This is a genomic window from Candidatus Brocadiaceae bacterium, from assembly GCA_012728835.1.
Classification (GTDB): Bacteria; Planctomycetota; Brocadiia; order SM23-32; family SM23-32; genus JAAYEJ01.
Window position 1 is genome coordinate 15,376 of record JAAYEJ010000038.1, and the last position, 25,532, is coordinate 40,907.

Sequence of the window (25,532 nt, forward strand, 5' to 3'; positions counted from 1 at the left end):
TCTTAGGATGCACCCGGCACGGCGCCGCCACTGTACGCGCTGCGGGCACCGAATGCAAATCCTGCCGGCGGACGACGGGAGGCGCCTTCAGGCGCGTTTGCGTTCGGCGGCCGCCTCGGCCTCGCGGCGGCTGATGTCGGCTCCGAGCAGCGCCAGGCGGCGCACAAGCTGGTCGTATCCGCGGTCGATCTGGGCGACGCCTCGGACAACCGTCTCGCCCTCGGCGGCCAGCCCGGCCAGCACCAGTGCGGCGCCGGCACGGAGGTCGGCGGCATGGACGGCGGCCCCCCGGAGCGATGCGGGGCCGTCGATGACCGAACTGGCGCCCCGCACGCTCACGCGGGCGCCCATGCGGTTGAGCGCCTCCACGTGGGTGAACCGCTCGGGATAGACGGTCTCGTGCAGGACGCTGCGGCCCCGGGCCAGGCACAGGACGGCGCAGACCTGCGGGTGCATGTCGGTGGAGAAGTGCGGGTAGGAGCCCGTGCGCACGTCCACTGGGCGCAGGGGCCCGGCGCACGAGCCGGTCAGGACGGAGTTGCCCTCCTGTACGTCGAGCCCGGCCCGGCGGAACACGTCCAGCTCGGCGCGCATGTGATCGGGGCAGGCGCCCGCCAGGCGGATGCGGCCGCCGGTGAGGGCGGCGGCCGCCAGGAACGTGCCGGCCTCGATGCGGTCGGGGATGATCGTGTATTCCGTTGCCTGCAGGCGGTCGACGCCGTCGATGGTCAGGGTGTTCGATCCGATGCCGGCGATGCGCGCGCCGCAGCGGTTCAGGAAGTGGGCCACGTCCTGGACCTCGGGCTCAGAGGCGGCGCTCTCGATGACGGTGCGCCCCCGGGCCAGGACGGCGGCCATCATCACGTTGGCCGTGCCCAGCACGGTGTAGCCGCGGGGCCCCGCCATGTCGATGCGCGTGCCGGTCAACTCCCCGGCCTGGGCGTACACGTAGGGATGGCAGAGGCGGAAGCGCGCCCCGAGGGCCTCCAGGCCCTTCACGTGCAGATCGATCGGGCGCTTGCCGATGACGCACCCGCCGGGGGCGGGCAGCACGACGGCTCCGCGCGTGGCCAGCAGCGGCCCGAGCACGCAGACGCTTCCGCGCATGTCGCGGACCAGATCGCACGGCCCGACGTGCGGCTGGGTGCCGCCCGGCGTGAGGCGCACGCTCTCGGGACCAAGCCAGTCGACGGCGGTGCCCAGGTGTTCCAGGATGCCGCACATCGTCTGCACGTCGCGCAGCCGCGGCACGTGGTGCAGCGTGGTGGGTTCCGGCACCAGCAGCGAGGCCGCCATGATGGGCAGCGCAGCATTCTTGGCGCCGCTCACCTGCAGGTCGCCCCGCAGGGGACGTCCGCCCCGGATGACGATCTCTTCCATCGACAGCCCCTATCGTTTGCACACGCAGAAGACGCGTTCGCATCCCGCCGTGTCGGAAACCGTCTCCACGGTCTCCATTCGGAATGCCCCGGTGAGGGCGGCCAGGGCGGCCACCGCGGGCGCCTGCCCCTCGCCCAGTTCCAGGATGAGCCAGCCGCCGGACGGGAGCACGGCCGCGCCCGCCGGCACGAGTCTTCGGATGACGTCCAGCCCGTCCGGCCCGCCGTCGAGGGCCGCGCGCGGTTCGTGATCCCGCACTTCCGGCGCCACCGTTTCGATGTCCGCCGAGCAGACATAGGGCGGATTGGCGGCCAGCAGGTCCACGGTGCTCCGGCCGCACGGGAGCAGCTCGGACAGTGGCTCGGCCAGATCGCCCCGGCCGAACGCCACGCGCTCGGAGACGCCCAGGGCGGCGGCGTTCCGCCCGGCCACCGCCAGGGCGTCGGCGCTCGAATCCGTGGCGGCGACGTGCAGGTCGGGACGCTCGGCCGCCAGGGTGACGGCAACCACGCCGCTGCCCGTGCACACGTCGGCGGCCCGGCACGCGCCGGCCGGCAGACGCTTCAGGCAGGCATCAACCAGCAGCTCGGTCTCCGCCCGCGGGACCATGACGGCGGGGGTCACCTCGAACGGGCGTCCGTAGAACTCGCACCGGCCCGTCAGATACTGCAGTGGCTCCCGGGCCGCGCGCCGGCGCACCAGCTCCCGGAACCGTGCCCGGTCCTCCTCGCCCGGAACGCGCTCAAAACGGGCGTAGAGCATGATCCGGTCCACGCCGAGCACGTGCCCGAGCAGCACCTCCGCATTGAGGCGGGGATTGCAGATGCCGGCAGCGCGGAAGTGCTTGGTGGTCCACTCCAGGAGCCGCAGTATGGTCCACGTCTGCTTGCCGCTCTGCGCCGTCATCGCCATCGCCCGCTCCGGTGCCGCACCCGACAGAAACCCATCGGATTGTATGCGCCCAGCCATGACCGAAGTAAAGAAGCGCCGCCCCAAACCGCTCTGAAGGCCCAGATCGGCCCTCAGAGCCCTTGAGACCCGCACCGGAATCTGGCGCGGCGACCCGGAAATGAATGCCCGGCCCGCCCGCGAAACGGACCGCGGGGGCGTTTTACCTTGACGTGGCGCCATTATCCCTTACAATCTCCCCACACGACTGGGCCAATTCCGGCCGAAAAAAGCCGTACGGCTGCCTCGCTGCAGAACCGCAGGTGAGGCGTTTCACCTATGATGGTACGCTGAGGGACGGCCCGGACCGAACCGGCGTGCCGGCCACGGCAGTTCGCGCAGATCCATCCATGCCAGGTGGGGCTGCTGTACGCGACGCCGGACGGCCTGCACCGCCGAGGCCCGAGGAACCGATCCCGGGAGACCCGGATGAAGAACACCCGCACAGAGCTGTTGCGCGCCCGACTGCCGGCCGACCACCTCCAACGGCTCACCGCGCTGCCCAACCCCACCCTCCACGAGTTCGTGGCGGACGCCATCGAGCTGTGCGAGCCCGACTCTGTATTCGTATGCACCGACCGCCCCGAAGACATCGCCTACGTGCGGCGTCAGGCCGTCGAACGGGCCGAAGAGACCCCGCTGAGGATCGAGGGCCACACAGTCCACTTCGACGGTTACTTCGATCAGGGCCGGGACCGGGAGGTCACGCGCTACCTCGTGCCGGAGACGGAGACGCTCAGCGAGGCGCTCAACCAGGTCGAACGCGGGAAGGGTCTGAGCGAGGTGCGCGGCTTCCTGAAGGGCTCGATGCACGGGCGCGAGATGGTGGTCCGCTTCCTCTGCCTGGGGCCCACGAACTCCCCCTTCAGCATCCCCTGCGTGCAGTGCACGGACAGCTTCTACGTCGCCCACAGCGAGGACCTGCTCTACCGGACGGGGTACGAGGAGTTCCGCCGGACCGGCGACCGGGCCGACTTCTTCCGCATCCTGCATTCGGCCGGCAGGCTCGACGAGCGCATGACCAGCAGCGAGCCGGACAAGAAGCGCATCTACATCGACTACACGGCCGATGCCATCTACAGCGTCAACACGCAGTACGCCGGCAACACCGTCGGCCTGAAGAAGCTGGCCCTGCGCCTGACCATCCGCAAGGCCGAGCGCGAGGGCTGGCTGGCCGAGCACATGTTCCTGATGGGCGTGCACGGGCCGGGCGGACGCAAGACCTACTTCACCGGCGCCTTCCCCAGCGCCTGCGGCAAGACGTCCACCGCCATGCTCCCCGGCGAGACGATCGTCGGCGACGACATCGCCTACCTGCGCGACTTCGACGGCCGTGCCCGCGCCGTCAACGCCGAGAGCGGCATCTTCGGCATCATCCAGAGCGTCAACCCCAGGAACGACCCGGCCATCCACGAGGTGCTCACAACGCCGGGCGAGGTCATCTTCTCCAACGTGCTCGTCAAGGACGGCCGTCCCTACTGGCTGGAGATGGGCGCGGACGTCGAGATGCCGCGCGACGGAGTCAACTACAGCGGCGAATGGCAGGTGGGGAAGAAGGGCCCAGATGGCAAGGAAGTACCCCTCGCCCACAAGAACGCCCGTTACACGGTCGCCCTGAAAGCGGTGGCCAACGTCGACCCGGAACTGGACAACCCCGACGGAGTGCCCGTCGGCGGCATCATCTACGGAGGACGAGCCGCCCGATGCCCGGTGCCCGTCCGCCAGAGCTTCGACTGGGCACACGGCATCGTCACCTGCGGCGGAGCCCTGGAGACCGAGACGACCTTCGCCGTCATCGGCCAGGAGGGACGTGTCGAGGTCAACCTGATGAGCATTCAGGACTTCGTGTCCATCCCCCTCGGCCGCTACATCGCCAACAACCTGAGCTTCGGCGACAAGCTCCGGTGCCCCCCTCCGATCTTCGGGGTCAACTACTTCCTGCGCGACACCGACGGCCGGTTCCTCAACGGGCTGCGCGACAAGGCCGTCTGGCTCAAGTGGATGGAACTGCGCGTGCACGGCGAGGCGGACGCTGTGCGGGGCCCCACCGGCTGGCTGCCCCGCTACGACGATCTGGCACGGCTCTTCAGGGATGTGCTCCAGGCCGACTACTCGCGGGACGACTACGTCCGCCAGTTCACGATCCCCGTGCCCGAGAACCTGGCACGGCTCGACCGGGTCGAGGCATTCTACCGCGACCACGTGCCCGGCGCCCCGGCGGCCGTGGCCCGCACGCTCCGGGAACAGCGCCGCCGCCTGGAGGAAGCGCAGGCCCGGTTCGGCGACCGGATCTCTCCGTTCGACCTCTGCTCCTCGGCACCCCCCTTGCATCCACCCGCGGGCGTCGGATAGACATATCCCCGGGCGGGGCCTCTGTCCCCGCAGGCCCGCACGCGGGGGGATGACCATGGCACAGCCGTCCGGCAGAGGTTGGCAGCGCCTCCGGACACTGGTGATCTGCCTCGGCGCGGCCGCGTTCGTGTTCCTGATGCCCGCCCGGCTGACGGCGCCCGCCCGGACGCTGTTCAACGAGGCGGTCGGACCGGTCGAGACCGCCGCCTTTCAGGCAACCGGGGACGCCCTGGCCGCCACCGGCACGTTGACGGACATGTTCCTGCAGCGCGACCGGGAGCGGGCGCTCGCGGCCGAGGTCGCCCGCCTGGGCAACGAGGTCCTCGTCCTGGCCGACGCAGTGGCCCGCGCCCGACGCGAACTGGACGCCGTGGGCACGCTGACCGTCGTCGACCTTCCGTTCCATGCCGTCAGCGCGCGCATCAGCGCCTACGACACCTCCCCCATGCGCCAGACGGTCTCGGTGCGCGCCGGCGCCCGGGACGGAGTCGGCCCGGGCATGGCGGCCGTCGCCCAGGGCGCGCTGGTCGGCGTGGTCACCGAGGCCGGCCCCCGCCAGTGTCGCGTGCGGCTCATCACCGACCCCGGCAGCGCCCTCCCCTGCCGGGCGGCCACGGGGCAGGACGTCTTCGTGCTCCAGGGCACCGGCGCCCCCCTGTGCAACGTGGACTGGGTGGACCGCCACGGGTTCCTGGGAGTCGGAGACGTGCTGGTCACAAGCGCGCGACGACACGATCCGGACAGCCTGCTGGTCCTCCCGGACGGCGTGCCGGTCGCCACCGTGCAGACGCTCGCGCCGGACCGCCTCCGCCCGCTCTTCCTGGAGGTGGCCGCCGAGCCGCGCGCCCGCCTGGAGCGCCTGGAAACGGTGCAGATCCTGGTGCCCGACGCCTGACGCTCAGGCGCGCCTCGGACCGAAGATGGCCGTGCCGATCCGCACCATGTTGGCGCCCTCCTCCACGGCCACGCGGTAGGAGTGCGTCATGCCCATGGACAGCGCGTCCATGCGCACCCCCGGGGGGCATTCGCCGCAGAGCCGCTCGAACAGCCCGCGCACGCGACGGAGGTAGGGCCGGGCGTCTTCGGGGTCCTCGCAGTAGGGCTCCATGGCCATGAGCCCCTCGATGCGCAGATTGGGCAGGGCGGCGACGCTGCGAATCAGGTCGGGCACGGAATCGTAGGGCGCACCGGTCTTGCTCGACTCCCCCCCCACGTTGACCTCGATGCAGACCCGCACGGGACCCTTTGCCCGGTCGTTGAGGACCCGGGCGAGCCGCAGCGAGTCGACGCTCTGGAAGACGTCGAAGGTCTCCAGCGCCCGACCCGCCTTGTTGCGCTGCAGGTGCCCGATCATGTGCCATTCGACGCCGGGCGTCGGCCCCAGTTCGGCGCGGGCGGCCTGGGCCTCCTGCACGTAGTTGTGCCCGATCACGCGCGCGCCGGCGGCGAGCACGTCGGCCATCTCGGCGGCGGTCCGCGCCTTGGCGGCGACGACGATCGTCACGTCCTCGGGCAGCGACCGTCGGATGCGGCCGTAGTTCTCAGCGGCGTCCATGGTGGTCACCCCGTACCCCGCTGGAGGAGGCTCTACATGAAGCGCACGAAACGGTTCCGATCGTCCACCAGGACCTTGCGGACCTCGACGGGCCCCTCGGCCAGTTCGAAGCCCATCACGATCACCCGGTGCCCCTTACGGATGCGGTGGGCGGCGGCACCGTTGATGCAGACCCGGCCCAGGCCGCGCTCGCCGACGATGACGTAGGTCTCCACGCGTTCCCCGTTGTCCAGGTCCGCCACCAGCACCTTCTCGCCCTCCATCAGCCCGGCGCGTTCCACAAGGTCCGCGTCCAGGTCGATGCTGCCGACGTACTCGACGTCCGCGTCCGTCACCGTGGCGCGGTGGATCTTCGATCGCAGGAACCAGCGCATTGACCTCTCCTTCACGGCTCCTGAAGGCGGCGGCCGTCAGCCGGACAGGGCCTCGACGACCAGTTGGGCCACACGGCGGCCGGACTTGAGCATGCCGCCGAAGATCGGGCCCATGCGCGGCAACCCGTGCGTCGCACAGACGGACATCCCCGCCACGTAGAGCCCGGGGAAGATCTCGCCGGCGCGCTCGACCACGCCCTTCTCGGCCGGTTCGACGTCCATGAAGCCCTCTCCGATGCTCCGCGGCAGCGCCTCGGGCCGCTTGCGCCGCAGCATCTCGACCACCTCGGACGGGTGCCCCGAGGAATCCACCACCTTGCGCGTGGCCAGGCAGACGGGGTCGACGTGGAGGCCGGCCATGCGGATCGGCGTGGAGTTGATGACAACACCGCAGACGACGTCGTTCTTCACGACGATGTCCTCGACCTCCGTCAGGTTCAGGATGGTGGCTCCCGCCTGTTCGGCGCGCAGTGTGAGTGCAGCGGCCAGTTCGACGGCGCCGGCGGTGTGCAGATCGTTCCACTTCTCATGGCGCACGCCGAACTCGTCGAGCAGCTCGGGCTCGTCGACCACGATGACGTTCTGCCCGATGCCGCCGCCCCAGATGCCGCCGCCGGTGGACAGCTTGCGCTCCAGCACGACGGCCTTCAGCCCCGCCCTGGCCATGTGGTAGGCGGCCGCCAGCCCGGCGGGCCCGGCACCGACGACGATCGCGTCGCTCTCGAGCACACGGGTGAACTTGCGGTGGAACGTCTCCAGGATCGCCCTGGTGATGTCGATCTCCTTCATCTCGATCTTCCCTGGCAGTAGAACGGCCGGAATGCCGGCCTGAAGGCAGGGGCGGCCCGGCAGAGGGCCTGCCGGGGCCATTATAGTCCCGTGTTGACGGGCTGTCCATGACACAGGGAGGCGGACGGACCTCGACCGGCCGGCGCGCCGCCGTCCGATGCCCGACTTTGCGCATGCCTGCCACGTCTGCTATGCTGGCAGAGAGCGGCGCGGCGCGGCGCGCGCGGCACGCATCTGATCCTATAGAAAACACTTACGACTCCTCGTGGACAACGGAACTGACCCCAGAACCGTGCTCCTCTACTCGGGCGGCCTCGACAGCCGGCTGGCCTGTGAAGTGCTGCGCCGGGCCGGCGTGGACGTCGTCCTTCTCCAGCACGAAAGCGTGTTCTTCCCCCTGCGGGAGGGCTCGGAGGCGCCGCCCGGCGTCTCGGTGGTCGTGCGCGACCTGACCGAGGAGGTGATCCGCCTGGTCGCCGAGCCGCACTACGGCCTGGGGAAGAACGCCAACCCGTGCCTCGACTGCAAGCAGCGGATGTATGCGCTTGCCTGGGAGGAGGCCGGGCGGCAGGGCGCGGATTTCATCGCCACCGGCGAAGTGCTCGGGCAGCGCCCCATGTCGCAGAACCGCGAGGCATTCGCCCGGATGGAGAAGGGCGCCGGCCTGCGCGGGCTCGTCCTGCGGCCCCTTTCGGGCCGGCTTCTGCCGCCCACCATCCCGGAGGAACGCGGCTTGATCGACCGGGCCGACCTGCTGGACCTGCAGGGGCGCGGCCGCAAACGCCAGATCGCGCTGGCCGCCGCCTGGGGCATTCGCGACTACCCCACCCCTGCCGGAGGCTGCAAACTGACCGATCCGCAGTACGCCGGCCGCGTCCTGCGGCTGCGCGCCCTGGGCCGCCTGACGGCGGAGAACCTGCGCGCCGCACGCTTCGGGCGGTTCGTGGAGTTGCCGGACGGCGCCCCGGCCCTGATTGGCCGCAGCCATGCCGACAACGAGGCCCTTCTGGCCGATGCGCCGGAGGGGTCCTTCATCGTCGAACTCGCCGGGCGGCCGGGGCCGCTGGCCTGCGTGCTCGGGCCGGCCGGCGCGGCGGATCTGGAGCAGGCAGGGGCGCTTGTGATACGCTACAGCCGGTTTGCGGGCGTGCCCGGGTGCGAGGTGCTCGCGCGCACGCGCGACGAGGCCCGCGCCGGGCATGCACGGACGGCGGCCGGTGACGGCCGGCCCGGCCGCAGGGAGCCGGCAGGGTGAGCATGTTCACTTTCGAGACCATCGGGCAACTGCACCGGCAGCTCGAACGCGGCCCGGCACGCGTGCGCCGCCAGCAGGTCCAGCGCCTCGAGGAGCTGGTGGAGGGCCTCGAGCCCGATCGCCTGTATCCGTACGACTTCCTCTTCTACCGCATCACGCGCTACCGCCCTCGCGAGGACGTCCGCGAGAGCTTCCCGGGACGCGAACTGCTTCCCGACCTCCTGACGACGCTCCGCGAACTCTCGGCCGGCGTCCCGGCCGACGTCGCCGAGGTCGACGAGACCGTCTGCTCCCTGGCCGACGTGGCCCGGTCCTGCAACGTGTCCGTGCGCACCGTGCGCAGGTGGCGCCTGCGCGGGCTGCCGACGGCCTACTACCGGTTCCCGGATGGGCAGGCGCGGATGGGCGTGCGGGAGTCGGTGCTGGCGCGATTCCTGGAACGGAACGCCGAGCTGGTGAGTTCCTCCGGCCGATTCTCGCGGCTGACCGAGTCCGAACAGGCGGAGATCATCCGCCGGGCGCGGAAACGCACGTCCGCCGGGGCCGACGTCACCCTGACCGGAGTCGCCACGGAGATCGCCGAGGAGATCGGACGCGCCCCGGAGACGGTGCGCCTGGCCCTGCTGCGCCATGACCGCGAACGACCGGACGAACGCGTGTTCGAGCACACCTCCAGGCGCCCGGCCCGCCCGGGCGAGGTGGCCGCGAGGATGCTGGCCGGGTACGCGGAGGGCCGGCCCGTCGAGGAACTGGCGCAGACCTTCGGCCGCTCGCGGGCGACCGTCTACCGGCTGATCAACCGCCAGCGGGCGATCAGGCTGCTCAAGGAGGCCATCGCGAGCCGGTCGGATCCGGCCTTCGAGACGCCCGGTGCCGACGAGGCCGTCCTCGGCCCGGAGTTCGGTGCGGCCCTGGCCAGGGCGGAGTCCCTGCCGGCGCGCGCCCAGAAACGGGAGCCGGACGGCGCCTGGAAGCAGTCGCCGCTGAGCCGGGCGGAGGAGGCCGCGCTCCTGCGCGCATACCACTATGCCCGGCACAGGGCGGGCCGGCTGCGGCGGGAGCTGGACCCGCGCCGATACGTGCCCTCGCGCCTCCTGGACGAGATCGAGTCGCTCCTGGCCCTGGCCGCAAGGATCAAGGACCTCGTGATGCGCATCCATGCCCCGCTGGCGGAGCACGTCGCCCAGCAGCACTCCGCGCCGGGATCCGATTCGGCTGAGCTGGTGCCGGCGGCCCTGGAGCAGATGGCCGCGTCGGTCGATTCCTTCGACTACGCCGGCCCGGCCCGGTTCACGGCGCACGCGAACCTGGAGATGCTCAAGTACTTCGCCCGGAGGCCGGCGAAAGGCTGACGGCCGGTTGCGGCGAGCGCTTCATTCGCGTATCATGGGGCCGTCCCGGTCTTCTTCCCCGGCAGCCTTGCGCAAAGGTCTTACGCCATGTTTCGATTCGCCGCGTTCCGGCCGCTCCGCTACAACCCCGACGAGATCTCCTTCATCTCGCGCGTCGTGGCCCCGCCCTATGACGTGATCGATTCGCAGGAGGCCAGGGCGCTCCGGGAGCAGGACCCCCACAACGTGATCCGCCTCATCCTGGGGCGGGAACCCGAGGGCGGCCGCCCGGAAGGCGAATACGCAGCCGCGGCCGAGTGCCTGAACGCCTGGCGGCGCGCCGGCGTTCTGATCCGCGACGAAGAGCCGTCCATCTACATCAGCGAGCAGACGTTCACGGCCGACGACCGCCAGTACGTGCGCACCGGCATCCTCTGCGCCCTGCTGCTGCAGGACTACTCGAGCGACGGCGTGCTGCCCCACGAGAACACGTTCTCCGGACCCAAGATGGACCGGTATCGCCTGATCTCGGCATGCCGCGCGATCACGAGCCCCGTCTTCGGCATCTTCTCCGACACTGACGGCCAGGCCGACGCGCTGATCGCCGCCTCGACCGACGGGCTGCCCCTCTACGAATTCCGAGACGAGGCGGATGTCGCCCATCGGATATGGCGAGTACAGGATCCGGCAGTGATCGGCCGACTGGCCGGGCTGCTGGCAGGGGAACGGCTCCTGATCGCCGACGGCCACCACCGCTACGAGACCGCCCTCCGCTACAGCCGGGAACACCGGAGCGCCGACGGCCCGCCCGGCACGGCACCGGAGGACTTCACCATCCTCTTCGCCGTCTCGATCGGAAACAGCGGCCTGGTGAGCCAGCCCACGCATCGCCTGGTCAAGGTCGGCGACTCCTTCGACGCGGGCGCGTTCCTCGAGCAGCTCCGGGAGGACTTCTTCGTCGCAGAGGTGGCCGTCCGAGGCCCGGAAGGCCTGCTGGAGGCCTATCGCGAGGCCGCGGACGAGGCGGGATGGATCGGCGTCTATCTGTCGCCGGCGCGGTTCCTGAAGCTGCGTCCGATCCTCGCGGATCCCCTCGCCGCGTCGTTCCCGGACCAGCCGGCCGTCTGGCGCGCCCTGCCCGTGGCCATCCTGCAGAACCTCCTGATCGAGCCCCTCCTGAGCCGCCCCCCCGCCGAGGCGATCCGCACGGGCGAGCTGGGCTTCACCCAGAAGCCGGAACAGGTCTACTGGCGCGTCGAGGGAGGCCGCAGCGACGTGGGCTTCCTGCTCCCTCCGATCTCGACCCGGACCGTCGAAGAGGTGGCCCGAGCCGGAGCCCGGATGCCCCAGAAGTCGACCTACTTCTGGCCGAAGATCCCGTCCGGATTCGTGATCTATCCCCACGATGACGCTGATTGCCTGCCAAGCCTGTCGCCCTTGTAGCTGCGGGACCGACAGCCGAATCCGGGGCAGGTTTCTTCACTCCCGGCTTCCGATCTGCCCCCCGTGTCCGGCCACGGACCGCGCGGACTCCGGCCCGGACCGCTCGGTACGTGCGTCCCCGCAGTCAGGGATCGGGACGGGCGGCCCGTCACTCGACCCTGGACGCCTCTCTGCCCGAGAAATGCGCCTCTCCGGCCTTTACGCCGCAATCGGGTTTCGGGTATAATGGAGGCAGACGCGGGGTGGTTCACCCGTTCTTTGTGCAGGGCACGGTGAGTGTTGAAATCCTGTCGATAGCCGGTCGGTTACCTGTGGAAATCGTGTTGGAATGCAGCCGATTGACTGTTGCCCATCTGCCGGTTTTCGCGGGCAGATACGGCCAAGCCCGGAGTCAACGCTTATGCGGCTTCGCCCGGACCGGATTTCAACCGTTTTTCGTCAACATCTCCCTCGGGCACGGATTTCGTAAGGTATGACCAGAAGGCAACTTAGGAATAATCCCCTTCGTTGTCTTCGTTCTCCGTTCCCTTAGTGGTTGTTGTGAATGTCTTTATAGGTAGACGACTCAGAACACAAAACGGTTCCGCGGGAGCCGCCCTGTCGCACGCATTACTGGAGAATGCGCGATGAAATTGGTAGCCGAACGGGAAGCGCTTTTCCACGGGTTCCAGCGTGTCGGCGCGATCGTCAGCACCAACATCCAGCAGCCCGTCTATCGGAACGTCCGACTACAGGCTTCTGAGGACGTGTGGCTATCGGCCACGGACCTGGAAGTCGGGATTGCCCTGAGGATTCCGGGCGCACACGTCGAAGAGACGGGCGTGGTTCTCCTGCCCCCAACACGCGTGGCTCCCATCCTGGGCGCGACTCCGGATGAGCACGTATCCATGGTCGAAGACGATGGGGCGGTGCGCATCGAGACGAACGACGGGAGATTCCGCATCCTGGGAGAGGATCCGACGGACTTCCCCGACATGCCCGAGCTTCCCGCGACAGGCGTCGTGGAGGTCGATCCGGAGGTTTTCAAGTACGCCGTGCGGAGGACGTTGTTTGCGGCGGCGGAGGAACGCGGCCGGTTCGCGCTGAACGGCGTCCTGTTCGTGCTCGGCAAGGACGAGGGGCTGGAAGTCGTGGCGGCCGACGGTGCCCAACTGGCACACGTCAGGAAGAAGGTCAGCAATCCCGAAGGCATCCAGACCGAGTTCATCGTGATGAAGCGGGGGCTGGAACTGCTGATGCGGATGGCGGATTACGGCCGGGAGCCCGTGCGGTTTGCGGCGACGGAGAACCAGTTCATCGCCGAGAACGATGCGGGCCGGATGTTCTGCCAACTGGTCGACGGTCAGTTCCCCAACTACAGGGAAGTCATCCCCGAGGAGGGGAAGGTGAAGGTGCAGCTCCCGGTGAAGGAGATGTTGAGCGCCGTGAAACGCGCCTTCTTCCTGACGACGGAGCAGGCGCGGGTCGTGGACTTCCGGTTCGTCTCTGGTGAGCTGCTCATCAGTGCCGAATCGGCGGACATCGGTCGGGCGGACGTGCGGCTGCCGATCGACTATGACGGGGAGGAGGCCACGATCTCCTTCAACCCCGCGTTCCTTCAGAACATGCTGTCCGTCGTGGAGCGGGACGTCGTCAAGATGCGCTTCAACGACCATCGCTCGCCTTGCGTTCTGAAAAGCGGTCTGGACTACACCTACGTTCTGAGCCCGGTCGTCCGGGAAGAGGCCGAGGTATGAGTGGTCCCGCCCCGTGGGATGCGCGGGAGACGGCCCGGTCGTTCGGAGATGTAGTCCGTGCGGTTCTGCGCAGGAAGAAGTTCGCCGAGAAGGGTCGCTACGGACGGCTCGTGAAGGTCTGGAACGATCTGGTGGGACCGGGGGTGGCGGAGCACACCCGTGTGAAGGCATTCCAGGACGGGCGGCTTGTGGTGGACGTAGGCTCGCCGGCCCTACTCCATGAACTCAACGGCTTCCTCAAAGACAGCCTGCTGGCAGGTATGCAGTCGACGGACGCCGGCCGCGACATCGCCCGGTTGGAGTTCCGTTTGGGCGTCGTGCGTTGCGACGGCGACGAAGGCAGATAGACGGCACAGGATCAGCCCATGGCAGAAGACAGACTGGCGGATGACGGATATCAGGCCAACAAGATCCGCGTGCTCGGCGGGATCGATCACGTGCGGGTCCGGCCGGCCATGTACATCGGCGACACGTCCGAGCGGGGACTGCACCACCTGGTGGAAGAAGTCGTCGCCAACAGCATCGACGAGGCCCTGGCGGGACGCTGCGACACCATCCACGTGCGGATCCACGCGGACGGGAGCGTTTCGGTGACGGACAACGGCGGCGGAATCCCCGTCGAGATCCACCCGGAGATCGGGAAGCCCGGCCTGGAAGTCGTGATGACGATGCTCAACGCCGGGGCCAAGTTCGACCACGATTCCTACAAGTTCTCAGCCGGGCTGCACGGGGTCGGCGTCTCCTGCGTCAACGCGCTGAGCGAATGGCTCGAGGCGGAGGTCTGGGTGCATGGCCAGGTGCACTACCAGCGGTACGAACGCGGCGTGGCCAGGACGCCTGTGGAGAACCGCGGCCGCACCGACCGGCGGGGCACGCGCGTGCGGTTCCGGCCCGACGGCACGATCTTCCAGACGACCGAGTTCCGTTGGGACATCATCGCGCGCCGCCTGCGCGAACTCGCCTTCCTGAATGCCGGCGTGTCGATCACCCTCTCCGATCAGGAGCAGGAGAAGGAGCAGACCTTCCTGTACAAGGGCGGCATCCGGGAGTTCGTCGAGCACCTGAACGAGGGCAAGGAGCCGATCCACGCCGACGTCATCTGCATCGAGGGTGCGGGCGACGGGATCGGCTGTCAGATCGCGCTCCAGTACAACGCCACGTACCTGGAGACCGTGTTCTCCTTCGCCAACAACATCAACACGGTCGAGGGCGGAACCCACCTGAGCGGCCTGCGCAGCGCCCTGACGCGCACCATGAACAACTACGCGAAGGAGCACAACCTGCTGAAGGACCTCACCCCGACCGGGCAGGACTACCGTGAGGGGCTCACGGCCGTCATCAGCATCCAGTTGCCCGAGCCGCAGTTCGAAGGCCAGACCAAGACCAAACTCGGAAACCGCGAGGTCGGCGGCCTGGTGGAGCAGTTCGTCAACGAGAAGCTGGGCGTCTACTGCGAAGAGCATCCCGAATGCGCCCGCGCCGTCGTCTCCAAGGCGACCGAGGCGGCCCAGGCGCGCGAGGCCGCCCGCAAGGCGCGGGACCTGACCCGGCGCAAGGGCGCCCTCTCGGGCGCCAACCTGCCCGGCAAGCTGCGCGACTGCTCCAGCCGCGACGTGGCCAGCACCGAGCTGTTCATCGTGGAAGGCCAGAGCGCCGGCGGCACGGCCAGCATGGGCCGTGATCGCCGCTTCCAGGCCATCCTCCCCCTCCGCGGCGTGATCCTGAACGTCGAGAAGGCGCGCATCGACAAGATGCTGAGCAACCTGGAGATCCGCACGCTGATCACCGCGCTCGGCACGGGCATCGGACACGACGACTTCAGCGTCGAGAAGCTCCGCTACGGCAAGGTCATCATCATGGCGGACGCCGACATCGACGGCGCGCACATCCGCACGCTCCTGCTGACCTTCTTCTTCCGGCAGATGCAGCCGCTGATCGAACGCGGGAACCTCTACATCGCTCAGCCGCCGCTCTACCGCATCACGCGCAAGGGCAAGAAGCAGTACGTGTATGATGACCGGACCCTTCAGAAGACCCTGCTGGACCTCGGTGTCGGCGAAGCGCGCCTGCAGTTCCGGCTCTCGGACGGAACCGAAGGGAATCTGGAACCCGAGGACCTGGCGACGTTTGTCAACACACTGGCCGACCTGGAGCAGGTGATGTCGCGCCTCTCCTCCCACGGCGTGGACGTGCGGCGGTGTCTGGCCGATGGAATGGGCGGGCAGGTCGGGCGGTTCCCGCTCTATCGCGTGCTGCGCGTCGACGCGGACGGGCGCGAGCACGAGCACCTGTTCTACACCGAAGAGGAGTTCGACGCGTTCATCCGGCATCTCCACGAGGAGTTGGAGCAGCGCGGCGAGGACTTGGAGATCATCGAGGAAGACGCGTCGGCCGACCTGACGGAACGCCCGCAGCGCAACAGCATCCGGCCCCTCCGTTTTGACGAGGCGGAACGGGTCGAAGAACTGATTCAGCGGCTGCGCACACTCGGCCTATCCGGGCGCTGCCTGTTCGACGGGAACGGCGAGGACGCCGATTTCCGCGTTCTCTCCAACGGCAGCGAACGCCGGGTCTCGTCGCTCCTGGCGCTCATCTCTGCAATGCGCGAACTCGGCCGCGAAGGCCTGGACATCCAGCGTTACAAGGGGCTGGGCGAGATGAACGCCGCCGAACTGGCCGAGACGACCCTCAACCCCGAGTCGCGTCGCACCGTGCAGGTGACGATCGGCGACGCCGTGACGGCCGACCGTTACTTCAGCATCCTCGCCGGCAAGGACGTGAAGCCCCGGCGCGAGTTCATCGAGCGGCACGCCCTGGAGGTGAGGAACCTGGACGTATAGGATGAGCAGACACGCGTCCGCCGGCGCGCCTGGCCTTCAGGCCCTTCGGATCCGGGAGGCGGAGATGGAGTGTCCGCACTGTGGAGCGCCCCTGGCCGGCTCGTATCTGGGGCGCCGGGACCGGAAGGCCGTCTGCCCGGTCTGCGCGGGGTCTCTGGCCCCGGACCGGCCGGCAGAGCCCGAGCCCGAGCCCGAGCCGGAGCGGACGCGTTGGTCCTTCGGCCACTCGCAGGAGGACGACCCGTCCGGGCCGGCGTTCGTGTGTCTGCCGGAAGGGCAGAAGGTCAACCCGCTGACGGCCGGGCCGTTGCTCGAGCAGTACGCGGGTCTGTCGCGCATCGACGCGCGGCGGCGCGCCGCCCGCAACATGGGCCTTCTGGCCGAGGGACTGGGCCTGGACAGGGCCCGGGACCTAGTGGCCGCCCTGCGCGAGTTGGGCGTCGAGGCGTTCGCGCTGTCGGCGGCCCGCGTGCCCGGCGAGATGGTCGAGGTGCCGATCGAGCGGATCGACGGCGCCGAAGACGATGCGCTGCACATACAGATGAACGCCCGGGGCGAGATCCGGGCGGTGGCGTGGTCGCAGGTCGTGGCGGGACTCTGCACGCGCAAGCGGTTCCCCGAACGCGAGCAGGTGGCCGTCACGGTGGACCGTCCCGTCAGGCGGGCGGCCGGGCTCGGCATCCGGTGGACGACGATGGAGTCCGAGACGCGATACATGACGCAACCGGTGCGGCCGCGGCCGCAGGTGACTCTGGTGCTTTCGGGCCGGCCGGGCCAGGCGCACATCGTGACGTTCGGTGAAGATGACGTGCGGTACGCCTATCTGGGCGCGCGCATCCTGCCGACTCAGCAGCGGAACCTGGGCCTGCTGTTGCGGGACATCGCGGCGCACTGCCCGCACGGGTTCTTCCCGCAGGGCTACCGGGCGGCGTCGGGAGGTGCGTTCGATCGCGTGCCGGCGGTGGTCGGCACGCTGGAGTACGGGCGTTACGTGCAGTGGGCGGTGTGCTGTGCCGCCGCGAGCAACCTGTTTCATACCGACGGCGCGTAGCCGTCCGGACAGACGGAAGCGTGTGATCATATGACCAAGGACGCGGGCCGGGTCGAGGAACTGCTCATCGAGCAGGAGATGAAGGACGCCTATCTGACGTTCGCCATGAGCGTCATCATCAGCCGGGCGCTGCCGGACGCCCGCGACGGGCTCAAGCCCGTGCAGCGCCGCATCCTGCGGGGCATGGACGAGCTGAACCTCGGTCCCCGGTCCAAGACGCGAAAGTGCGGCAAGATCGTCGGCGACGTCCACGGCAACTACCATCCTCACGGCGAGACGGCCATCTACGACACGCTCGTGCGCCTCGCGCAGCCGTTCACGCTCCGCTACCCGCTCATCTCGGGGCAGGGCAACTTCGGATCGCTCGACGGCGATCCCGCAGCGGCCCAGCGCTACACCGAGGCCCGGCTGAGCCGCGCCGGCGCCGAGATGCTGGCCGACCTGAACCTCGACACCGTGGACTTCGTCGAGAACTACGACAACACCCGCATGGAGCCCTCGGTGCTCCCCGGGCGCTTCCCGAACCTGCTGGCGAACGGGGCGGCCGGCATCGCCGTGGGCATGGCCACGAGCATCCCGCCGCACAACATCCGCGAACTCTGCGACGCCATCACGGCCGTCATGGACAACCCCGGAATCACCGTGCGCGAGATCATGCAGATCATGCCCGGCCCCGACTTCCCGACCGGCGGGACGATCTGCGGGCAGCAGGGCATCTACGACGGCTACAGCACGGGCCGGGGGACGCTCGTCCTGCGCTCGCGGTCGCACCTCGAGGAGGGCCGCGGCGGCCGGCGGCGTCTCGTCTTCACCGATCCCGCCTGGCGCATGGACCGCGACTCCCTGGTGACCCGAATCGCCGAGGCCGTGCAGGCGGGGCGCGTCGAGGACGTCAGCGACATCCGCAACGAGAGCGACAAGGGCGGCACGCGCATCGTCGTCGACCTGAAGCGCGAGGCCGACGCCGACGTCGTGCTCAACCAGCTCTACCGCTACACCCCCCTGCAGGGCACCGTCAGCCTCATCCTGATTGCCATCGTCAACGGCTACCCGGAGACGCTGGGCATCAAGCGGGCGATGCAGCTCTACCTGGAGCACCGCACCGAGGTCATCCGCCGCCGCACGACCAACCTGCTGGGCAAGGCCGAGGACCGCGCACACGTCCTGGAGGGCCTCCGGATCGCCATCATCAACATCGACGAGGTGATCCGCATCATCCGCGACAGCCGCGAGGTGGCCGAGGCCCGGCAGCGGCTCAAGGACAGGTTCCAGTTGACCGACCGGCAGGTCGACGCCATCGTCTCAATGCAGCTGCGCAGCCTGGTGGGCCTGGAACGCCTCAAGGTCGAGCAGGAACACGCCGAGCAACTGGCGCGGATCGAGGAATACCGGAGCATCCTGGCCAACCCCGAGAAGGTCAAGGACATCATCCGCGATGATCTGGCGGACATCCACCGCACCTACGGCGACCAACGCCGCACGGACATCTCCGGAGAGGTGGAGATCTTCGGCCGCGAGGACCTGATCGCGGAGGAGGAGACGATCGTCACCGTGAGCCATCGCGGCTACGTGAAGAGGACGCGGCCCGACGAGTTCCGCGCCCAGGGCCGCGGCGGCAAGGGCGTCATCGGGGCCGACGTCCAGGACGACGACTTCATCGAGTTCGCCTTTGCCGCCAGCACGCATGACTACATGCTGTTCTTCACGAACCTGGGTCAGGTCTACTGGCTCAAGGTGTTCATGCTGCCGCAGATGCCGCGCACCGCCCGCGGGCGGGCGCTCGTCAACGTGCTGACGCTTCAGGAAGGCGAGCGCGTCACGGGGGTCATTCCCGTCAGCGAGTTCGACGAGGACTACTACCTGCTGATGGCCACCTCGGCCGGCGTTGTGAAGAAGACGCCGCTGGACGCCTTCGGCAAGCGCGGTTCCGGCGGCATCATCGCCCTGAGCCTGGCCGAGGGCGACCAGCTCATCGGCGTGCGCAAGACCAACGGCAAGCAGGACATCATCCTCGGCACGCAGAAGGGCCGCGCGATACGGTTCAACGAGCAGGACGTGCGGCCGATGGGCCGCACCGCCGCCGGCGTGCGCGGCATCCGCCTGCGCAAGGGCGACCGCGTCGTGGGACTGGCCATCGTGTGCGAGGGCGCCGCCCTGCTGACCGTGAGTGAGAACGGATACGGCAAGCGCACGGACTTCTCCGAATACGCCTCCCAGCGCCGCGGCGGACAGGGCGTCATCGCCATCAAGGTGTCCGCCCGCAACGGCGCGGTCGTGGCCGTGCACGAGACGTTCGAGACCGAACAGCTCATCCTGGTCACCGAACAGGGGAAGACCGTGCGGATCCCGGCCGCGTCCGTCAGCTGCATCGGGCGCAACACGCAGGGCGTGCGCATGATCACGACCGACGCCGGCGACCGGGTCAGCAGCGTGGCGGCCATCGTGCCGGACGACGACGAGGAGGAGACGGTCGAGACCGCAGGCGAGGTCCCGGAGCCCGCGCCGGCCGAGCCGGAGCCCGCCGAGGATGAGGATGGCGGCTCGGATGCCGACGACGCCGAGGATGCCGACGCTCAGGAGTTCGATGCCTGAGCAACCCTTGCCTGAGGAGCGCTTTCCATGCAGATGCCCGAAACCCTGGCAGTCACGGACCTGCCGGGCCTCGAGCCGGTCAGTCGCGGCAAGGTGCGCGACATCTACGCCGTCGATGATCGCCTGCTGATCGTCGCCACGGACCGCATCAGTTGCTTCGACGTCGTGCTACGCACGGCGATCCCCTGGAAGGGCAAGGTGCTGACCCACCTGACGGAGTTCTGGCTGGGCCGCCTGGCCCACCTGGCGCCCAACCACCTTGTGACGACCGACGTCGGGCGGATGGGCCTGGCCGTTGCGCCCCATGCCGCCTCGCTGCGCGGCCGCAGCATGCTGGTCCGGCGCGCGGACATCGTGCCGGTCGAGTGCGTCGTGCGCGGCTACCTGTCCGGATCGGGCTGGCGCTCCTACCGCGAGAGCGGCTCGGTGTGCGGCGTCGCGCTGCCGGACGGCCTGCGCGAGAGCGATCGGCTCCCGGAACCCATCTTCACCCCCACCACGAAGGCCGACGCAGGCCATGACCTGCCCCTGACGATGGCCGAGGTCGAGTCGCGCGTGGGCGCCGACCTGGCCCGGCGCCTGAAGGACCTGTCCATCCGCGTCTACCTGGAGGCCTCCGACTACGCCGCCGGGCAAGGCATCATCATCAGCGACACGAAGTTCGAATGGGGCTTCGTGGACGGAGAGCTGACGCTGGCGGATGAAGTGCTCACGCCTGATTCCTCGCGCTTCTGGCCGGCCGATCTCTATGCGCCCGGGCGTGCGCAGGCGTCCTACGACAAGCAGTACGTGCGCGACTGGCTGGATGAGGCGGGATGGGACCACGAGCCGCCCTCCCCCGAGCTGCCGGACGAGGTCGTGCGCAGAACCGCCGAGAAGTACCTCGAAGCCTGCCGCCTGCTCACCGGCCGCACGCCGGAGGCCTGAGGCCGGCTCACCCCAGCCCGAAGAGCGACTTGACCGCGCTCCAGAGGGCTGTGAAGTGCTCGACGGCATCGGGGTCGCGCACGGTGCCGGACCAGACGTGCCTGCCCACGCCGGCCTGCGCAAGCACGTACGTGCCGATGGCAAGCTGCCCGATCGCAGTCGTCCCGGTCGCGAACTGCCCCAGACCGAAGCTCACCCCCAGCGCAACCTGCCCGACGGCGGCCAGGCCGGCGACCACCTGTCCGAACCCGAACAGAAGCCCGACGCCGATCTGGGCGATCGTCACGAACCCGAATCCAAACTGGCCGACGGCCACGATGCCTTTGGCGACCCGCAGCTTGAGCGTCTGCGGGTCCCGTCCGATGGCCACGTGCACCAGCGGAAGGCCGAGCAGCTCTGCCTTCGTGCGCCATTCAAAGCCCCACCCGCGTTTGGGCCGCCGGCCGGATGCAGCGACGACGGGAGCCGGGGCGGCGGGCTCTTTGAGCGGATAGCCGCACTGCGGACAGGTGACGGCCTTCTCACTGACGCCGCGCCCGCATTCCGGGCAGACGATCAATGCCATGGTTCCCTCTCTGCCGTTCAGCGGCCGCACACGGCGGCCCACTCCCGTTCCATGATCTCCCAGGCCGTGCGGATGTAGAAGCGGTAGCTCGCCAGCGGCGTGCCGTTCGGCACGCGATGGTCCAGCGCCAGCACGCAGCCGCCGCTGCGCACCATCGGCGGGATCTTGTATTCCAGCTCGGCGACGATCTCCTCGCGGCTGCGGCGCAGCACGTGCTTGTCGATCCCGCCCATGAACGCGAGCCGTTTGCCGTATTGCGCCCGGAGGCGGACGACGTCCATGCCGGCCGCAGGTTCGAGCGGGTGCATCATGTTCAGGCCCGCGTCCAGAAAGGTCGGGATGACGGCGTTCATGTTGCCGTCGGAGTCCTGGTCGAACAGGCGGGCGCCGCGGTCGCGCAGCATGTCCCAGATGCGGCGGTAGTACGGCGCGATGAACTCCTGGACCTGCCGCGGGCCGGCCAGGGGGCCGCTCTTGCCCGCCATGTCCTCCATGGTCGTCAGCTGGTCGACCGGCACGGTGGCCGACACGCGGTCCAGGACCTTGTAGGCCGTGTCCCCCATCGTGCGCAGCATGTCGTGGATGAGTTCCGGCTGCTCATAATACGCAAGGCACACCGCTTCGTCGCCCATCAGGCGGCGGGGTTCTGCGAAGCCGCCGGGGATCGAGACCGTGACCACGTGGCCGGCCGCCCGCGCGTCATGGGCGCGCCGCGCCCAGTCGCGGCCGAACCGCCCTTCGGAGAACTCGTAATGCGGCTTCACCCGGAGCCAGTCCTCCATGCTTTTGACCGGGTATTCGAGCGGCAGCGGCAGGGATGCGGCGTCCTTGCAGAGCTTCACGCGGCACCCCATGTAGTCGCGGGCGATCACGTACTCATCGGTCTCCTCCAGGATCACTTCCTTGATGTCGCCGACCCAGGCCGTGTTGACGTCCACGAGGGAGCTGACGGCCGTGCGGTAGCGGAACGCGGAGAAGTCAAGTTCCTCCGGCGTGGCGCCCTGGGCCGCCCACTCCTGCTTCAGCCCCGGCAGCGGGCCGAAGATCTCCGTCAGCATCGGCGGGATCAGCGCCTGGAAGGTCATGTGGTCGAGGTATTCCTCCCGCCCGACCGGCTCGATCGTCCGCCGGATCGCCAGCGCGTCGTGGGCCTCTCGGATGCTGCGCATTCGGTTCTCAGAAGCTGAGGGTGAAGCACTGCGGCGCCGGCCGTGCCGCCGGCGCATAGGGGCGGATGAACGTGCCGTCGACCACTAACGCGCGAACCGGCCGCCCGGCGGGGTCTCGCATGATGTGAACCATCGAAGCGTCGGTCTCGAAATCATCCCGCAGGTCAAGGGCCGTGCCGAGGCAGCCCGTCCAGTGGATCTCGTCCGACGAGCCGTCGTCGCGCCGGAGGAGGAGCCGGCTGGCGCCGCCCCTGGACTCCGCCTCCGCCTGAACTTCCGGCGCGCGCTCTCCCCGGAACGGCAGCAGCACCGTGGCCAGGTCCGTCCAGCCGGCGGGAAACGGATCGAGACACTGGCAGAGCTGCGGCGCCGGCACGCAGCCGCCTTCGGCCGGGAGCCAACCGCGGATCGGATCCTTCTCTCCTTCATGCACGTGGAGCGCGATGCCGGCCGGCCTCTTCGGGAAGAGCAGGAGCACGTTGGAGTCGGGATGGCACGTCCGCGCCCACCCGCCTTCGTGATCGACTTCCACGGGGCCTTCGCTGAGCTGCCAGTTCGACTCCAGGAAGACGGGCCGCTCCCCGTAGTCATGCCAGACCTGATCGAGCACGAAGATCCCGCGCCCGCGCACCCACAGCATCGTGCGGTGATGCCAGGCATAGACGCCCTCGCCGTGGCTCGGTCGGAAGCCCCACGTGTGCTGCCCCGTCCAGTAGCCGCCGTCGTACCGCGAGACGGCGAGATCATACCCGGGGAGCGACTCGAAGCGGCTCCGGGGATCTGTCTCGGACTGATTCCACCCGTTCAGGTTGATCGTGCTGTGCGCGCGCGTGGACTTGCCGTGCGCGCAGAACGGATCGCTCGCCTCGTAGCTCAGGTAGCCGGGGTCGACGATGAGCGACCGGCGGCCGGCGTGCAACTGGATCGCGTTGCGGCTGAGATGGCAGTGGGCGAGGCCCCACGCGGTGGCGTCGAACGTCACGTAGGTGGCGTCTTCGTCCCATGCGTCCCGCAGGAAGGCCTGACCGGCATGTGGGAAGAGCTGCGAGGTCGGAGGAAGCTCGTCGGGCAGCCCGGCCTCGCGGCGGAACTCCGCCCGCCGCTCCCTCGGCGCGTTCGGCTCCGAGCCCGTGCGACGGCCGACGCAGTCGTGCATGGCGTTGAGCGCCCCGTTGGGCCGCGTGACGGCCACTGCGTAGTCGTGCATCCTGGCGACGGGCTCCGCCTGCATCACGAGCCCCAGCTCGGGCAGCGTGCGCGCCATGCGCCAGCAGTGTTCGAAGACGGCCGTCATCCACAGGTGATAGCCGGGATTGCGCTCCATGTGGGCGCCGTCGGGCAGGATCTGGCGGTGATAGGCGTCGTTGAGCACGTGCACGCCGAGCGTGCGCCAGCGCTCGGCGCCTTCCAGGCCGTCCAGCCGCACGCCGTTCGTGAGCAGCGAGTCCGCCTGGGCGATGCGCCAGTTCATGCGCGACGAGAGGTGCGCGGTCAGGTAGCCGTACTGGGCCTGGAGGGACTCCAGCATGGCGTCGGCGGCGTCGTCGTCGAACGCCGGGCTGTCCAGGAACGCGGGGAGCGCGGTGAACCAGTGGAGCGTCCGGATGCACAGGTTCAGCGTGTTGTCGTAAGGCGCCAAAGACCAGTCCGGGCGGGACGGATGCGCACGGATCCAGTCGAGGATGTAATCGCGGGCGGCCCCGGCGTACCCCTCGTCGCCGGTGGCAAGGTAGGCCGCTGCGAGCGGCGCGAGTTGCATGAAGCGGTTCAACTGGGCGGGCCATTCCTGGTGAGCGTGTTCGGGCGCACTCCAGTCGATGTCCCGTCGGCCGACGTCCGTCCACGCCTCGATGGTGGCCTGGCGGAAGCGGACCTGCCCGCGCACGGCCCGGTCGGCGACCTCGGCGTCCGGGGCGATGGTGCGGAACTGTTCGCCCTTCCGGAGGGCGGGTTCCAGGCGGGCGGCGTTGCGGCGGATGTTCTCGCGCGAGAGTCTCATGGCAGCCCCTTCCAAGCGCTCCTCAGCGCAACATGCGCCATCATACCGCGCCGGCCCCCGCGATGCTATCGGCCTGCCGTTATTGACGTGCCCCGCCCGAGCCGGTACAGTGTCAATCGCTCGAAGGCCTCTGGATGGAGTTCCTTCATGCGGGATGCGGCCGGCGGGATGCGTACGGAGCATGACATGCTGGGCACGGTGCTTGTGCCGGCGGATGCCCTCTACGGCGCGCAGACTCGGCGGGCGGTCGTGAACTTCCCCCTGCGCGGGCAGCGCTCGCTCGGCGAGTTCCCGCACGTCGTGCGCGCCCTCGTCCTGGTCAAGCAGGCTGCAGCGATGGCCAACGGCCGGGCCGGCTGCCTGGATGCGCGCCTGGCCGACGCCATCGTTGCGGCCGGCGGCGACGTGTTCGACCGTGAACTCTACAACCAGTTCCCCATCCACCACCTGCACGGCGGCGGCGGCACGTCCGCGAACATGAACGCCAACGAGGTGATCGCCAACCTGGCGGAGGAACGCCTTGGGGGGCGGCGCGGCGAGTACCGGATCGTGCACCCGATCGAGCACGTCAACCGCCACCAGTCCACCAACGACGTCTACCCCACTGCCTGCCATCTGGCCATTCTCCTGCGCTGGCCCGAGATCGAGCCCGACCTGCGCGCGCTGGTCGAATCGATGGGCGTGCGGGCCGCACAACTGAGCGGCCGACCGCGCATCGCGCGCACGTGCCTGCAGGACGCCGTGGCGGTCGACTTCGGGGACCTGCTGGGCGGCTACGCGGCCCTGCTGCGGCGCGGGTGGGCGCACGCCGCCGCCGCCGTGGACGCCCTCCACGCGGTGAACCTGGGCGGGTCCATCGTCGGCCGCCTGGACGATGTGCCAGGCGGCTACGCGGAGGCCGTCGTGCCTGCCTTGCGGGAGATCACCGGCGACCCGTGCTACGTGCGCAGCGACAACCTCTTCGATGCGGCCCAGAACATCGACGACCTCGTGCGCGTCTCCAGCGAACTCAACGTGCTGGCGCGCGGGTTGGTGAAGGTGTGTCGCGACCTGCGGCTGCTGAGTTCCGGCCCGGAGGCCGGCCTGGGCGAGATCCGCCTGCCGGCCATGCAGCCCGGCTCCTCGGCCATGCCCGGCAAGGTCAATCCGGTCATGCCGGAGCACGCCATCCAGCTTTGCCTGAAGGCCACAGGGCTGCACGCCGGCTGCCAGGCGGCGCTCGACCA

The 25,532-nt window shown here is 69.2% G+C and carries 19 protein-coding genes and 1 pseudogene; 12 read left to right on the forward strand and 8 right to left on the reverse strand.

What is annotated here, in order from left to right; translation table 11 throughout:
• Positions 1–87 precede the first annotated feature (87 nt).
• The gene (gene murA / locus GXY85_05745; protein ID NLW50332.1) at positions 88–1,380 is read right to left on the reverse strand and encodes a UDP-N-acetylglucosamine 1-carboxyvinyltransferase; all 1,293 of its coding nucleotides are present in this window, start codon (positions 1,378–1,380) and stop codon (positions 88–90) included.
• Positions 1,381–1,389: 9 nt separating this feature from the next.
• Positions 1,390–2,292: a peptide chain release factor N(5)-glutamine methyltransferase gene (prmC, locus tag GXY85_05750; GenBank protein NLW50333.1), complete on the reverse strand. Its 903-nt coding sequence runs from the start codon at positions 2,290–2,292 to the stop codon at positions 1,390–1,392.
• A gap of 465 nt (positions 2,293–2,757) precedes the next feature.
• Here prmC and GXY85_05755 point away from each other — a divergent pair, with 465 nt between their 5' ends.
• Together GXY85_05755 and GXY85_05760 are read left to right on the forward strand one after the other, a co-directional pair.
• On the forward strand, positions 2,758–4,680 hold the full coding sequence (locus GXY85_05755) for a phosphoenolpyruvate carboxykinase (GTP) (GenBank protein NLW50334.1): 1,923 nt from the start codon (positions 2,758–2,760) through the stop codon (positions 4,678–4,680).
• A gap of 55 nt (positions 4,681–4,735) precedes the next feature.
• Positions 4,736–5,575: a rod shape-determining protein MreC gene (locus GXY85_05760; protein NLW50335.1), complete on the forward strand. Its 840-nt coding sequence runs from the start codon at positions 4,736–4,738 to the stop codon at positions 5,573–5,575.
• A 3-nt stretch (positions 5,576–5,578) separates the two neighbouring features.
• On the opposite strand, the gene GXY85_05765 is transcribed toward GXY85_05760, so the two are convergent.
• From GXY85_05765 to GXY85_05775, 3 genes are read right to left on the reverse strand one after another with little or no spacing between them, the layout of a single operon-like run.
• Entirely contained in the window at positions 5,579–6,235 is a 657-nt protein-coding gene (locus GXY85_05765; GenBank protein ID NLW50336.1) for a YggS family pyridoxal phosphate-dependent enzyme, read from the reverse strand.
• A 32-nt stretch (positions 6,236–6,267) separates the two neighbouring features.
• Entirely contained in the window at positions 6,268–6,609 is a 342-nt protein-coding gene (locus tag GXY85_05770; GenBank protein ID NLW50337.1) for an aspartate 1-decarboxylase, read from the reverse strand.
• A gap of 36 nt (positions 6,610–6,645) precedes the next feature.
• Positions 6,646–7,398: a thiazole biosynthesis protein gene (locus tag GXY85_05775; GenBank protein ID NLW50338.1), complete on the reverse strand. Its 753-nt coding sequence runs from the start codon at positions 7,396–7,398 to the stop codon at positions 6,646–6,648.
• A gap of 265 nt (positions 7,399–7,663) precedes the next feature.
• Between GXY85_05775 and GXY85_05780 the strand changes: the two genes are divergently transcribed.
• From GXY85_05780 to GXY85_05820, 9 genes and pseudogenes are all read left to right on the forward strand, one after another.
• Positions 7,664–8,653 carry a tRNA 4-thiouridine(8) synthase ThiI gene (locus GXY85_05780; GenBank protein ID NLW50339.1) on the forward strand — a complete coding sequence of 330 codons (990 nt, stop codon included), beginning with the start codon at positions 7,664–7,666 and terminating at the stop codon, positions 8,651–8,653.
• Positions 8,650–10,005: a hypothetical protein gene (locus GXY85_05785; protein ID NLW50340.1), complete on the forward strand. Its 1,356-nt coding sequence runs from the start codon at positions 8,650–8,652 to the stop codon at positions 10,003–10,005. The genes GXY85_05780 and GXY85_05785 overlap by 4 nt, the downstream gene beginning before the upstream one ends.
• Positions 10,006–10,092: 87 nt before the next feature.
• Positions 10,093–11,427, forward strand: coding sequence for a DUF1015 domain-containing protein (locus GXY85_05790; protein NLW50341.1), 1,335 nt, complete (start codon positions 10,093–10,095; stop codon positions 11,425–11,427).
• Between the two features lie 626 nt (positions 11,428–12,053).
• Positions 12,054–13,163 (forward strand): DNA polymerase III subunit beta, encoded by a 1,110-nt coding sequence (gene dnaN, locus GXY85_05795; GenBank protein NLW50342.1) that lies wholly within the window; start codon positions 12,054–12,056, stop codon positions 13,161–13,163.
• Positions 13,160–13,510, forward strand: a complete 351-nt coding sequence (locus GXY85_05800; protein ID NLW50343.1) for a DUF721 domain-containing protein — start codon at positions 13,160–13,162, stop codon at positions 13,508–13,510. The genes dnaN and GXY85_05800 overlap by 4 nt, the downstream gene beginning before the upstream one ends.
• An 18-nt stretch (positions 13,511–13,528) precedes the next feature.
• Positions 13,529–16,003 (forward strand): DNA topoisomerase (ATP-hydrolyzing) subunit B, encoded by a 2,475-nt coding sequence (gene gyrB / locus GXY85_05805; protein NLW50344.1) that lies wholly within the window; start codon positions 13,529–13,531, stop codon positions 16,001–16,003.
• Between the two features lie 64 nt (positions 16,004–16,067).
• Positions 16,068–17,054: a hypothetical protein gene (locus tag GXY85_05810; GenBank protein NLW50345.1), complete on the forward strand. Its 987-nt coding sequence runs from the start codon at positions 16,068–16,070 to the stop codon at positions 17,052–17,054.
• A 30-nt stretch (positions 17,055–17,084) separates the two neighbouring features.
• Positions 17,085–19,508: pseudogene (gene gyrA, locus GXY85_05815) on the forward strand (DNA gyrase subunit A).
• 171 nt (positions 19,509–19,679) lie between these two features.
• On the forward strand, positions 19,680–20,573 hold the full coding sequence (locus tag GXY85_05820; protein ID NLW50346.1) for a phosphoribosylaminoimidazolesuccinocarboxamide synthase: 894 nt from the start codon (positions 19,680–19,682) through the stop codon (positions 20,571–20,573).
• A gap of 7 nt (positions 20,574–20,580) precedes the next feature.
• On the opposite strand, the gene GXY85_05825 is transcribed toward GXY85_05820, so the two are convergent.
• The 3 genes from GXY85_05825 to GXY85_05835 are packed head-to-tail and all read right to left on the reverse strand — an operon-like array spanning position 20,581 to position 24,306.
• Positions 20,581–21,138, reverse strand: coding sequence for a zinc ribbon domain-containing protein (locus GXY85_05825; protein NLW50347.1), 558 nt, complete (start codon positions 21,136–21,138; stop codon positions 20,581–20,583).
• A 17-nt stretch (positions 21,139–21,155) separates the two neighbouring features.
• Positions 21,156–22,307 carry a hypothetical protein gene (locus GXY85_05830; GenBank protein NLW50348.1) on the reverse strand — a complete coding sequence of 384 codons (1,152 nt, stop codon included), beginning with the start codon at positions 22,305–22,307 and terminating at the stop codon, positions 21,156–21,158.
• Positions 22,308–22,314: 7 nt separating this feature from the next.
• Entirely contained in the window at positions 22,315–24,306 is a 1,992-nt protein-coding gene (locus GXY85_05835) for a hypothetical protein (protein ID NLW50349.1), read from the reverse strand.
• Positions 24,307–24,474: 168 nt separating this feature from the next.
• Between GXY85_05835 and GXY85_05840 the strand changes: the two genes are divergently transcribed.
• Positions 24,475–25,532 (forward strand): aspartate ammonia-lyase (locus GXY85_05840; protein ID NLW50350.1); only part of this gene is annotated, 1,058 nt, incomplete at its 3' end.